Annotated in this window: 11 protein-coding genes; 8 read left to right on the forward strand and 3 right to left on the reverse strand. The window is 60.1% G+C overall.

What is annotated here, in order from left to right; genetic code table 11:
* Positions 1 to 64 precede the first annotated feature (64 nt).
* The gene (locus ACWR1S_RS28080; RefSeq protein ID WP_454565780.1) at positions 65 to 682 is read left to right on the forward strand and encodes a Fic/DOC family protein; all 618 of its coding nucleotides are present in this window, start codon (positions 65 to 67) and stop codon (positions 680 to 682) included.
* Between the two features lie 7 nt (positions 683 to 689).
* On the opposite strand, the gene ACWR1S_RS28085 is transcribed toward ACWR1S_RS28080, so the two are convergent.
* A complete protein-coding gene (locus tag ACWR1S_RS28085) occupies positions 690 to 851 on the reverse strand; it encodes a hypothetical protein (RefSeq protein WP_454565781.1) in 162 nt (53 codons plus the stop codon).
* Positions 852 to 1,343: 492 nt separating this feature from the next.
* Here ACWR1S_RS28085 and ACWR1S_RS28090 point away from each other — a divergent pair, with 492 nt between their 5' ends.
* The 4 genes from ACWR1S_RS28090 to ACWR1S_RS28105 all read left to right on the forward strand — a co-directional run bounded on the left by ACWR1S_RS28090 (position 1,344) and on the right by ACWR1S_RS28105 (position 5,516).
* On the forward strand, positions 1,344 to 2,693 hold the full coding sequence (locus ACWR1S_RS28090) for a GntP family permease (protein WP_454565782.1): 1,350 nt from the start codon (positions 1,344 to 1,346) through the stop codon (positions 2,691 to 2,693).
* A 16-nt stretch (positions 2,694 to 2,709) separates the two neighbouring features.
* The gene (locus ACWR1S_RS28095) at positions 2,710 to 3,570 is read left to right on the forward strand and encodes a MurR/RpiR family transcriptional regulator (RefSeq protein ID WP_454565783.1); all 861 of its coding nucleotides are present in this window, start codon (positions 2,710 to 2,712) and stop codon (positions 3,568 to 3,570) included.
* Between the two features lies 1 nt (position 3,571).
* A complete protein-coding gene (locus ACWR1S_RS28100; protein WP_454565784.1) occupies positions 3,572 to 5,029 on the forward strand; it encodes an N-acyl-D-amino-acid deacylase family protein in 1,458 nt (485 codons plus the stop codon).
* A gap of 118 nt (positions 5,030 to 5,147) precedes the next feature.
* Positions 5,148 to 5,516, forward strand: coding sequence for a glyoxalase superfamily protein (locus tag ACWR1S_RS28105; protein WP_454565785.1), 369 nt, complete (start codon positions 5,148 to 5,150; stop codon positions 5,514 to 5,516).
* A gap of 350 nt (positions 5,517 to 5,866) precedes the next feature.
* Here the strand turns inward: ACWR1S_RS28105 and ACWR1S_RS28110 are convergent, their stop codons facing one another.
* Complete coding sequence (locus tag ACWR1S_RS28110) at positions 5,867 to 6,232, reverse strand: DUF6124 family protein (RefSeq protein ID WP_454565786.1); 366 nt, start codon at positions 6,230 to 6,232, stop codon at positions 5,867 to 5,869.
* Between the two features lie 516 nt (positions 6,233 to 6,748).
* A complete protein-coding gene (gliR, locus tag ACWR1S_RS28115) occupies positions 6,749 to 7,765 on the reverse strand; it encodes an AraC family transcriptional regulator GliR (protein ID WP_454565787.1) in 1,017 nt (338 codons plus the stop codon).
* 210 nt (positions 7,766 to 7,975) lie between these two features.
* Here gliR and ACWR1S_RS28120 point away from each other — a divergent pair, with 210 nt between their 5' ends.
* The 3 genes from ACWR1S_RS28120 to ACWR1S_RS28130 are packed head-to-tail and all read left to right on the forward strand — an operon-like array spanning position 7,976 to position 12,761.
* Positions 7,976 to 9,571: an FAD-binding oxidoreductase gene (locus ACWR1S_RS28120; protein WP_454565788.1), complete on the forward strand. Its 1,596-nt coding sequence runs from the start codon at positions 7,976 to 7,978 to the stop codon at positions 9,569 to 9,571.
* Between the two features lie 5 nt (positions 9,572 to 9,576).
* Positions 9,577 to 11,172, forward strand: a complete 1,596-nt coding sequence (locus ACWR1S_RS28125; RefSeq protein ID WP_454565789.1) for a glycerol-3-phosphate dehydrogenase/oxidase — start codon at positions 9,577 to 9,579, stop codon at positions 11,170 to 11,172.
* Between the two features lie 20 nt (positions 11,173 to 11,192).
* Positions 11,193 to 12,761 (forward strand): FGGY-family carbohydrate kinase, encoded by a 1,569-nt coding sequence (locus tag ACWR1S_RS28130; protein WP_454565790.1) that lies wholly within the window; start codon positions 11,193 to 11,195, stop codon positions 12,759 to 12,761.
* Positions 12,762 to 12,999: the final 238 nt, after the last annotated feature.

Here is a 12,999-nt window from a genome sequence, read left to right on the forward strand (position 1 = left end):
CTTTGCGCTTGTGTCACGCCAGACCTATGGTGCTCTGAACATTGCCAGTTCAGCAGGTACAAGGATGATTGACCGTTATGACGCAGAAGGGGCGCAAAGCAGCTTTCAGCCCGGCTCGAATGAGCAAGTGCTGAGCAATAAACTGGGAATTATCGAACCCGAAGACATGGATGATGCAGAGCTGGTTTTGTTGGAAAAGCTCTACCAATCTGTGCTCATCGAGCATTTGCCTGATCGGTCAATCACTGTTCAGGATCTGAAGGATTGGCATCGACACTGGCTCGGGAACATCTATCCATGGGCGGGCGATGTCCGTGCGGTAAATTTGGGCAAGGATGGATTTTTCTTCGCCGCTGCGCCGCAGATTCCTCGGTTGCTCGATGGATTTGAAAGGGACTGTCTTGCCAAATACACGCCATGTCGGCCCGATCTGGACGAGAACCTGATTCGCGCCATTGCTGTAACGCACGTCGAGTTCATCCTTATACATCCCTTTCGCGAAGGTAACGGGCGCTTGTCGCGATTATTGGCCGATGTCATGGCCGTTCAGGCGGGCTACGTGCCGCTGGACTACAGCAGTTGGGAGCGAAACAAAGAGGCTTATTTTGCAGCCATCAACCAAGGGCTGAACTGCAACTACGAACCCATGGAGTACTGGGTACGACAGGCATTATGGACTTGAGGCGGGGCTACTTGGCCAGGGACAAGTGCAGGAACTTGCTGGACCTGAGTTTGAGTTTGCGCTCAATGGTCTCCACGCTTTGACCTGTCTCGATGGCTGTCGAACTGGCCACTGCACGGATCAACGTTTCGGTTGTCAGTTTTTTTTTGGTGCGAGGCGTGGGGCTCATGGCAGGGACTCCGCGGAGGTTGTCAGGCGAGTATAGCGCTTGGCTGGATTTGAAAAATATTAGGTATGGCTGGACACCGAACCGGTGGTAGCTGGCTTGCCAGCGATAGCGGTCGGCCAGTCAGCATCTAAGTTCAATGTGCAGCCATCATCGCTGGCAAGCCAGCTCCCATAGGTTTTGCGCATTCTGTCTGGAGGAATGCGATCAAAACTGTAGGAGTGAGCCTGCTCGCGATAGCGGTCATTCAGCCAATGATGATATTGACTGTTACGACGCAATCGCGAGCAGGCTCACTCCTACAGGGGGCTGTGTTGGCTGTAAAAGTATGTAAATCCCGCCTCCTGATTTTCATTAATCACGACAAGACATACCCATCAGCGACACGCCTTGCCTCTCCACGAAAATTACTTTCATGCGGTTTGAAATCTCGATCTTGAAATGATTTATGAGTTTCACAACCCATTCGAACGTGACCCTTTCGAGGAGTACCGCATGACGCCTTCCTTCGGCTATTGGCTGCTGGTGTATGCCGCCGTCGCCATCATTGCGCTGATCGTGTTGATCGCCCGTTACCGGCTCAATCCGTTTATCGTCATCACCCTGATTTCCATTGGTCTTGCGCTGGTCGCGGGGATGCCGCCGTCGGGTGTGGTGGGGGCGTATGAGGCCGGGGTGGGCAAGACGCTGGGGCATATTGCGCTGGTGGTCGCGCTGGGGACGATGCTCGGCAAGATGATGGCCGAGTCCGGCGGCGCCGAGCAGATGGCGCGCACGCTGATCGACAAGTTTGGTGAGAAGAACGCGCATTGGGCGATGGTTTGCATTGCGTTTCTGGTCGGTCTGCCGCTGTTCTTCGAGGTCGGTTTTGTGTTGCTGGTGCCGATCGCATTCACCGTGGCACGGCGCGTTGGCGTGTCGATTCTGATGGTCGGTTTGCCGATGGTCGCCGGCCTGTCGGTGGTGCATGCGCTGGTGCCGCCGCACCCGGCGGCGATGCTCGCGGTGCAGGCCTATCAGGCGTCGGTCGGGCAGACTTTGCTGTATGCGATTGCCATCGGCATTCCCACCGCGATCATTGCCGGGCCGCTGTACGCCAAATTCATCGTGCCGCGCATTCAATTGCCGGCGGATAACCCCTTGGAAAAGCAATTCCTCGACCGCGAACCGCGCGACAAACTGCCGGGGTTTGGCATCACCATGGCGACCATTCTGCTGCCGGTGGTGCTGATGCTTATCGGTGGTTGGGCCAACCTGATTTCCACGCCTGGAAGCGGCTTCAACCAGTTCCTGTTGTTCATCGGCAACTCGGTGATTGCCCTGCTGCTGGCGACTTTGTTGAGTTTCTGGACGCTGGGTATCGCTCAGGGTTTCAGCCGTGAATCGATCCTCAAGTTCACCAACGAATGCCTCGCGCCAACGGCCAGTATCACTTTGCTGGTCGGCGCGGGCGGCGGCTTGAACCGCATTCTGGTGGAGGCTGGCGTCACCGATCAGATCGTCGGCCTCGCTCATGAATTCCACCTGTCGCCGCTGATCATGGGCTGGCTGTTCGCCGCATTGATGCGCATCGCCACAGGCTCCGCGACCGTGGCCATGACCACCGCGTCTGGGGTGGTCGCGCCGGTGGCCATTGGTCTGGGTTATCCACACCCTGAGCTGTTGGTGCTGGCGACTGGCGCTGGCTCGGTTATCTTTTCCCACGTCAACGACGGCGGCTTCTGGTTGATCAAGGAATACTTCAACATGACGGTCGCCCAGACGTTCAAGACCTGGACCGTACTCGAGACGTTGATCTCGGTAGTCGCATTCGGCCTGACCGTCGGCCTTTCTTACCTGCTGTAACCGGAGCCCGCCGCCCATGGACATCCTCTACCAGATCCGCGCCCGTCAGGATTCCTTCAGCGCCGGCGAAGGGCGCATCGCCCGGCTGATGCTCGACGACGTCGGTTTTGCCGCCAGCGCCAGCCTCGAAGACCTCGCGCAGCGTGCCGAAGTCAGCACTGCTACGTTGTCGCGTTTCGCCCGGACGGTCGGCTGTCGTGACCTGCGTGATCTGCGCCTGCAATTGGCTCAGGCCAGCGGTGTTGGCAGCCGCTTTCTTGACCCGGCGGGCACGCCTGAGCAGTCGGCGTTTTACGGGCAGATCGTCGGCGACATCGAAACCACGCTGCGCCAGCATCTGGGCGGATTCGACGAGTCACGCTTCGCCGATGCGGTGAAATTGCTCGGCCAGGCGCGGATGATTCACGCCTTCGGTATGGGCGGTTGCTCGACCCTTTGCAGCGATGAATTGCAGGTTCGGCTGGTGCGCCTCGGCTACCCGATTGCCGTGTGCCATGACGCGGTGATGATGCGCGTCACTGCCGCCAGCCTCAACGCCGAGCAAGTGCTTATCGTCTGTTCGCTGACTGGCATCACCCCGGAATTACTTGAGACTGTCGAACTGGCGCGCAACTACGGCGCACGCATTCTGGCGATCACCCGCGCCGATTCGCCGCTGGCGCAACTGGCCGACATCGTCCTGCCGCTGCAAGGCGCGGAAACCTCGTTCATCTACAAACCGACGGCGGCGCGCTACGGCATGCTGCTCGCCATCGACGTACTCGCCACCGAGCTGGCGCTGGCCAATCCTGAAGACAATCAAGAACGTCTGCGGCGGATCAAACTCGCCCTCGACGAATACCGTGGCGGCGACGATCACCTGCCACTGGGAGACTGACATGCTGTACGACACGCTGATTCGCAATGCCCTGATCATCGACGGCAGCAACGTGCCCGGTTACCGCGCCGATGTTGCTATTCGCGAGGGACGCATCGAGCGCATCGGTGACTTGCACGACGCCACCGCCAGCGAGGAAATCGACGCCGCTGGCCGCGTGCTGGCGCCGGGTTTCATCGATGTACACACCCACGACGATACCGTGGTGATTCGTCAGCCAGAGATGCTGCCCAAGCTCAGCCAGGGCGTGACCACGGTAATTGTCGGCAACTGCGGGATCAGCGCTTCGCCCGTGACCCTGAAGGGCAATCCGCCGGATCCGATGAACCTGCTCGGCACAGCGGCGGCGTTTGTTTATCCACGCTTCAGCGATTACCGCGCGGCGGTCGAAGCGGCCAATACGACATTGAACGTTGCCGCGTTGGTCGGCCACACGGCGCTGCGCAGCAATCACCTCGATGACCTGTTTCGCAGCGCTACGCCTGAAGAAATCGCGGCGATGCGCGAGCAACTGCGGGAAAGTCTGGAGGCGGGCGCGTTGGGGTTATCCACAGGCCTGGCGTACGCCAGCGCCTTCAGCGCCTCCACCGATGAAGTCATGCAACTGACCGAAGAACTCACAGCGTTTGGCGCGGTATACACCACGCACCTGCGCAGCGAATTCGAACCGGTGCTGGAGGCGATGGATGAAGCGTTCAGCATCGGTCGACACTCGCGTTCACCGGTGATTATTTCCCACCTCAAGTGTGCCGGCGTCGGCAACTGGGGGCGCAGTCCGCAATTGCTTGCCTCATTGGAGGAAGCAGCGAAAACCCAGCACGTAGGGTGCGACTGCTATCCCTACGCGGCGAGTTCTTCGACGCTCGATCTGAAGCAAGTCACCGATGCGCATCGCATCACCATCACTTGGTCGACGCCGCACCCCGAGGTCAGCGGTCGCGAGCTGATCGACATCGCTGCGGAATGGAATCTGCCGCTGCTCGACGCCGCCAAACGCCTGCAACCGGCGGGCGCGGTGTACTACGGCATGGACGAGACGGATGTACGAAGAATCCTTGCCCATCCGTTGTCGATGGTCGGTTCTGACGGACTGCCGGAAGATCCGTTTCCGCATCCGCGCCTGTGGGGCGCTTTCCCACGGGTATTGGGACATTTCAGTCGCGATGTCGGGCTGTTTCCGCTGCACACCGCCGTGCACAAGATGACCGGGTTGTCGGCGGCGCGATTTGGTTTGAAGGAAAGAGGCGAGATTCGTGAAGGGTATTGGGCGGATCTGGTGTTGTTCGATCCGGCGACCGTGCGTGATGTCGCGGATTTCAATGATCCGCAACGGGCGGCGCAGGGGATTGATGGGGTTTGGATCAATGGTGTGTTGAGTTATCGCGACGGACAGGCGAATGGTCGCAGGGAAGGGCGCTTTCTCGCTCGACAGGGTGATCTGCGCGATAACTTTCGCTGAGGTTTCGCGGACTGCGTCACAGTGATGGCACATTGCGACTAAAGAAAGCCATCAACAGGCCGAATTGCTGACATCCACCCCGTCTACACTGTGGGGCCAATCAGTCAGGGAGCACCCCATGAGCTTCGGCAAAACCACCCCGATCCTGCGGATCTTCGATGAAGCCAAAGCTGTCGAGTTCTACGTCGATTTTCTGGGTTTCAAGATCGACTGGCAGCATCGTTTCGAGGCGAATTTTCCGTTGTATCTGCAGGTGTCGCGCGGTGAATGTGTGCTGCATCTGTCCGAGCATCATGGCGATGCGTGCCCGGGCTCGGCGCTGCGTATCGAGACCGACGAGTTGGAAGCTTTCCAACAGCAACTGATCGCCAAGGACTACAAGTTTTCGCATCCGGGTATTCAGGCGATGCCGTGGGGGAGCCAGGACATGACGATTGTCGATCCGTTTGGCAATCGGTTGGTGTTTACCAATGCGATTTGTCTCTGAGCTGAAAAGCCCCTCACCCTAGCCCTCTCCCGGGGGGAGAGGGGACTGACCGAGGTGTCTGACGCTAGACATCGACCTGAAAGATCTGCAGCGATTATGGATTCACGGCCCTCACCCTAACCCTCTCCCTGAGGGGGAGGGGACCGATCCGGGAATGCTTGAGAGATACACCGACCTGAACTTGCTCGGTCGAATCCATAATCGACTCGGTCATTCAGGTCGATGTATAGCGCCAGACACCGCGGTCGGCCCCCTCTCCCTCCGGGAGAGGGCTGGGGTGAGGGGAAAATGGCCCGCCGCAAAAAGAAGCCCGCCATCTAACCATCACAGTCGGGCAGCGGGCTTTTTCGTTACTCGGTCGGCACGAACTTATCCAGCACCTGATTGACCGCCATTTCCGCCACCATCACCACTTGCGCGATGCCTTGCAGGGTCTTGCGGTGTGAACCTCCGAGCACGGCGGCGAAGTCGTTGAGCATCACCGAGGCAGAACCCAGCGTTTCGCAGGCGTCGACCAGCAAGGGCTCGGTCGCGGATGCCGGGTTGGCCATGTAGAGGCGGTTGGGTTGGTAAGGCGTGGCCATGATCTGCGCGGTGGGTGGGGCGAGATAGTGGTCGAGCGCGCGCTCGGCGGCTTCGTGGAATTTCTTCGAATCGGCGGATTCGTAGGGGGAGGCCGGGTCAGTGACCGGCGGGTTTGGCGTTACTTTGAACATGGGAGCGTACCTTTTAAAGCCGCATCCATTTCGCCGCTAAGCAAAAGGGAGGCAGCTGTGCGCAAGTTAGCGGACCGGTCGCATCCCACCCCGGCGCACCCGAAGGTGCCATGCGCACAGCCACCATTAAGCGCAGGCAAATACCTGACTGGATGATATTCGTGCAGCGGGGAGCGAATGTAGCCGAGCCGCTAAGCTCGATCACTGGGAATCAGTGACGCAATCAAGTTACGCAGCATGCTCAGGGCGCACAAGCCGGCGGATTCTGGCGCAGGCGTAGGTTACGGCGCAAGGATTTGTGGGCTGTTTCGCGTAACGCTGAGTGTCTTTAAACACCTGTAATGCGGGATGTTTATTGTGCTCAAGTATCGAAGATTTACCTGTAGGAATTGGGTGCGGCAACTGGCGCATTCGCGAGCAGGCTCGCTCCCACATTGGGTCCGCGGTGAACATCGAATTGGTGAGCAGCCGAGATCAAGTGTGGGAGCGAGCCTGCTCGCGAAGAGGCCGGAACATTCACCCCCGATGCATCTGCCGAAACTCCCCCGGCGGCATCCCGCGTCGACTCTTGAAGGTGCGATGAAACGACCTCGGTTCGGTAAACCCCAGATATTGCGCAATGTCCTGAATCGGCAGCGTGCTGTTGAGCAAATAATGCTCAGCCAGCTCCTGGCGCAAATCATCGAGAATCTGCTGATACGACGTCCCCGCCTGATGCAACTGCCGCTGCAACGTCCGCACCGAAACGCTCAACTGTTCGGCAACCTGCTCCTTGCGCGGCAACCCCTCCTTAAGCAACTGCCGCAGAATGTTCTTCACCTGCTGCTCAAGCGACGCATCCTCCAGCGTCGCCATCAAGCCCAACGCATGTTCTTCCAGCGTTCGCAGCAACTGCGCATCGGCCTGACGCAACGGCAGCTGCAAATACGCCAGCGGCACGATCAGCGCCGAATACGGCTGATCGAACAACACCGGGCAATCGAAAAACGCTTCGTACTGCGCTGGCGTCGCCTCGGCCGGGCATGAATGTTCAAACCAAACCCCGGCCGGCGACATCTGTGTATCAGCAATCCAGCGCGCGTATTGCAGCCACGAACCGAGCACATTTTCCACCAGATGCCGGCGAATTCGTGGCCGCTGATACCGGCACGTCCAGATCAGATGCACATGGCCGTCCTGCACCTCGGCGCGACTCACGCCCATGTCGCCCACCAATTTCTCGAACGGCATGATCCGGCTCATCGCATCACCGAGCGTCGCGCAGTTCATGGTGATGTAACCGAGCACGCTCCACGAATTGGGCAGGACGAAATTCGCCGCGTTGAGCCCGAACAGCGGATCGCCCGAGTGTTCGCAGAAATAATCCAGCAAGCGCTCATGCGCCTCACCCGGCAGACGCAGGGTGTTGTCGCTCAACTGCTGCGCCTGCAAACCCGCCGCCGCCAACGCAGGCTCGATATCCATACCCAGTTGTTCGGCATGGCGCAGGTACTTGAGCATTGGCGGAACTGAAGTGAAGCCCAGCGATTGCATGATCCCATTCCTTTGATCAATGGCGGCGGAGGCGGACGAATTGCCTGAAAGGTAATTTGAAACCCCGACTAAAGTAAATGGCTGACGCTTGCGCGACGTTTGACTCAATTGGCTACACGAACTGGCCGGATGCGACCGTGACACTTTTCGGCCGCTGGCTAGTATGGGGGCCTGAAATATCCATCATAAGAACCGGAAAAGGACACACGCATGCGACGCTGGAACGGCTGGGGCGATGCAACCACGGTGGTCGAACTGCCGGCCCAGGGCGCGGAGTTTCTTCATGAGCGACTGGGCGAGGGGCGGGGGCTGCCCGATGCCACGCTGGAGGCTGCATTGGCCCGTGTGCCGGCTTCGCGATTGCCTGCACACGCGTTGTACAGCGTCGATGCCCATGACCGCTTGCTGCATGCCCGAGGCCAGAGCCTGCCGGACTGGCTGGCGTTGCGCGAGGGTGCGCTGGGTAATTATCCCGATGCGGTGGCGTTTCCCGAGACCGCTGAACACATTCGCCAGTTGCTGGCGCTCGCCCATGAACAGGACGTGTGCCTGATCCCTTATGGCGGCGGCACGTCGGTGGCCGGACACATCAATCCACCAAATTCTGTACGACCAGTGGTGACGGTGTCGCTGGCGCGGATGAATCGCCTGATCGACCTCGACGAACAGAGCCTGCTGGCGACGTTTGGTCCCGGTGCGAGTGGGCCGCAAGTGGAGAGCCAATTGCGCGCGCGGGGCTACACGCTGGGGCATTTTCCGCAGTCGTGGGAGCTGTCGACGCTGGGCGGTTGGGTCGCCAGCCGTTCCAGCGGTCAGCAGTCGTTGCGCTATGGCCGGATCGAGCAGTTATTTGCTGGCGGCATTTTGGAAACATTCGCCGGGCCGATGCACATTCCAACCTTCCCGGCCTCTGCCGCCGGACCTGATCTGCGTGAAGTGGTGCTGGGTTGCGAGGGCCGTTTCGGGATCATTTCCGAGGTCAAAGTGCGGGTCAGTGCGCTGCCCGCCGATGAGCGTTTCTACGGTGTATTTCTGCCCTCTTGGACCAAGGCACTGCAAGCCATCCGCCAATTGGCCCAGGCACGCGTGCCGCTGTCGATGTTGCGTTTATCCAACGCCGTGGAAACCGAAACGCAACTGGCGCTGGCCGGTCATCCGCAACAAATCGCCTGGCTGGAGAAATATCTGAGCCTGCGCGGGGCGGGTGAGGGCAAATGCCTGCTGACGTTCGGCGTGACCGGCAATCGTCGGCAAAACGCGCTGTCCCTGAGTCAGGCCCGCCAGCATCTGAAAGCCTTCGGCGGGGTGTTCACCGGCACCTTGCTCGGCAAGAAGTGGGCGCAGAACCGCTTCCGTTTCCCTTACCTGCGCGAGAACCTGTGGAACGCCGGTTACGTGGTCGACACCCTCGAAACCGCCACCGACTGGAGCAATGTCGACAACCTGCTCAACCTCATCGAAAACAGCCTGCGCGAGGCCTTGGCCGCCGAGGGCGAACGCGTGCATGTGTTCACCCACCTGTCCCACGTCTACGGCGAAGGCTCGAGCATCTACACCACTTACGTGTTTCGCCCGGCGGCCGACTATCCGGCGACGCTGGCACGCTGGAAAGCGCTGAAACACGCGGCCAGCCAGACTATCGTCGACAACCACGGCACCATCAGCCACCAGCACGGTGTCGGCAAGGATCACGCGCCGTACCTGCTGCGCGAGAAGGGCGCATTGGCGATGGACACCTTGCAGGCGCTGAGCAAACACTTCGATCCGGCCGGGCGCCTCAACCCCGGCACGCTGCTGCCGGAGTGACGGCCATGAGTCAGGACTGGAACGCCGCATGGCGCCAGCAGATTCTGCCAACACTGGCGGATGAAACCTGGGATCTGATCGTCATTGGTGGCGGCATCAGCGGCGCCGGCATTCTGCGTGAAGCGGCGCGCCGAGGTTGGCGTTGTCTGCTGCTGGAACAACGCGATTTCGCCTGGGGCACCTCCAGCCGTTCTTCGAAAATGGTCCATGGCGGCTTGCGTTACATCGCCAAGGGGCAATGGCGCCTGACCCGCGATTCGGTGCACGAACGTCAGCGTCTGCTCGACGAAGCGCCGGGGCTGGTCGAACCTATGAGTTTCATGATGCCGCACTATCGCGGCGGCTTTCCCGGGCCTCGGGTGTTGGGTGGTTTGTTGAGCGTCTACGACGCCTTGGCGGGGCGTCGCAGCCATCGCTTTCATGATGCGCAACAACTGCGTTATCTGGCGCCGGGGGTGAAGGAAAACGATTTGCTCGGTGGCACCTGTTTTGTCGATGCGCTGACCGACGATGCGCGGCTGGTGATGCGTGTTTTGAGCGAGGCGCGGGCCGAGGGTGCGGTCGTGGTCAGTGGCGTGCGTGTTGAACATTTGCTGCGCGAAAACGGCCGAGTGTGCGGCGTTCAGGTCGAGGATTGCGAAGCCGGTTCGTCACTACAGTTGCGCTGCGGCGTGCTCGCGGTGGCTACCGGCGCATGGGCCGAACGCTTGCGACCGACTGAGGCGCCAAGGCAATTGCGGCCGTTGCGCGGCAGTCATTTATTGCTGCCGGGTTGGCGTCTGCCGGTGGCGCAGGCCTTCACTTTTATGCATGAGCGCGACCGGCGTCCGGTGTTTGTTTTTCCGTGGGAAGGCGCGACGGTGGTCGGCACTACGGACCTCGATCATCGCGAGGATCTGGATCAGAGCGCGAGCATCAGCGGCGAAGAACTCGACTATCTGCTGGCGGCCTGCACGCAACAGTTTCCCGGCGCCGAAGTGAGTGCGGCGGATGTGCTGTCGACATGGTCCGGCGTACGTCCGGTAGTCGGCAGTGCGGAGGGCAATCATCAAGACAAACCGTCGAACGAAACCCGTGAACATGTGCTGTGGCAGGAGCCCGGTTGCGTGACCTTGGCCGGCGGCAAACTCACCACGTTTCGCCCGCAGGCCATCGAAGTGCTCAAGGCCTGCGCGGCGATGCTCGAACGTCCTTTCGTCGATGACGCCGCGCCCGTGTTTGCCGCTGTTCCTGTGCAGGCGATTCCTGAGTTGAGCAGCCATCAGTGGCGACGTCTGGCCGGGAGGCATGGTCGAGATCTGCCGAAGTTGGCGCAATTGATCAAAGAAATCGGCCACGCCACGGTCGGCGCTACGGACACTCTGTGGGCCGAACTGGCTTTCGCCTGTGAGTCGGAAATGGTTCTGCACCTCGACGATCTGCTCCTGCGCCGCACGCGTCTCGGTCTGCTGTTGCCGCGCGGTGGCGAAGAATATTTCACCGCCATCCGCCAACTCTGCCAGCCTCGACTGGGCTGGAGCGACGCACACTGGCAGCAGGAAGAACAGCGTTATCGGGCGTTGTGGCAACGCCATCACGGTCTGCCGGATGCCACGCCTTGATGCCCCTTGAAGAGAGCTCCATGGACAACCACTCGAACAAGCGTTACCTGCTGGCGATCGACAACGGCACCCAGAGCGTGCGTGCGCTGCTCTTCGATTTGCAGGGCAATCTGCTCGGCAAAGGCAAGGTCGAGTTGCAGGCGTATTACTCGACGCAACCGGGTTGGGCCGAGCAGGATCCGGAATATTACTGGGCAAAACTGGGTGAGGCGTGTCAGCAGGTCTGGCGGCAAACGGGGATTGATCGCGCGCAGATTGCCGGCGTGTCGCTGACCACTCAGCGCGGCACAGTGATCAATGTCGATGCCGAGGGCAAGCCATTGCGTCCGGCGATTCTGTGGCTCGATCAACGGCAGAGCGAAGTCGAGGGCGGGATCAAAGGGCCGTGGGGCTGGTTGTTCAAACTGGTCGGCGCGCAAGGCACCGTGGATTATTTTCGCGCTCAGGCTGAGGCTAACTGGATAGCAAAACACCAGCCTGAAGTGTGGGCGGCGACTGACAAGTTTTTGCTGCTCTCGGGGTTTCTCACCCATCGACTGTGCGGGCGTTTTGTCGACTCGGTCGGTTGCTGCGTCGGCTATCTACCATTCGACTTCAAACGGCTGAAATGGGCTGCGCCGAGTGACTGGAAATGGCAGGCGCTGGCGGTGCGCCCCGAGCAATTGCCGAGCCTGCAAAAACCCGGTGAAACCCTCGGCTACATCACCGCAGAGGCTGCTCGACACACCGGTATTCCCGAAGGCTTGCCGCTGATTGCGGCAGGTGCCGACAAGGCCTGCGAAGTGGTCGGTGCCGGCGTGGTTGATGCGAGCACCGTATGCCTGTCCTACGGCACCACGGCGACGATTACCAGCACGCGCTCGCGTTATCTGGAAATCGTCCCGTTGATCCCGCCATATCCATCGGCGGTGCCGGATCAGTACAACTGCGAGGTGATGATTTATCGCGGTTACTGGATGGTCAGCTGGTTCAAAAACGAGTTCGGGTTGCGTGAAATGCAGCAAGCAAAAGAGCAGGGCATCGAGCCGGAGCAACTGTTCGATGCATTGGTCAATGCGGTGCCGCCCGGCTCGATGGGCCTGATGCTGCAACCGTACTGGTCGCCTGGGATTCGTGAACCGGGTGTCGAGGCGAAAGGCGCGATGATCGGCTTCGGCGATGTGCACACCCGCGCGCATATTTACCGGGCGATTCTTGAGGGATTGGCGTATGCGTTGCGTCAGGGCATGGAGAACATCGAGCGGCGTTCGAAGGTGTCGGTCAAGCGGTTGCGCGTTGCCGGTGGCGGTTCGCAGAGTGATGCGGCGATGCAGCTCACGGCGAATATTTTCGGCCTGCCGGCGGAGCGTCCGCATGTGTACGAAGCCTCGGGTCTGGGCGCGGCGATCTGCTGTGCGGTGGGGTTGGGGTTGCATGCGGATTTCCCCACGGCGATCGCGGCGATGACGCGGGTGGGTGCGGTTTTCACCCCACAGCCGGAGGCACAAAAAATCTACGAGCAGCTGTACAAAGAGGTCTACCTGCGCATGTATCGCCAGCTCAAGCCGCTATATCAGAGCATCCGCAAAATCACCGGCTATCCCGCCTGAAAGAACACCACAAATCCCCTGTAGGAGTGAGCCTGCTCGCGATAGCGGTGTGTCAGCCAACATCTATTTGACTGACACACCGCTATCGCGAGCAGGCTCACTCCTACAGGGGGCGGTGGTGTTTTTGATATCGGGTAATTGGCGCCATCGGAGAGTTTTTCTGGTGAGATCGGACAGTGTCAGCGGCGGGGTCGGTTGTTAGGCTCACCCCCCACGGCACCGCCAATAAGAACCAGAA

This window comes from Pseudomonas sp. AIG (assembly GCF_977020205.1).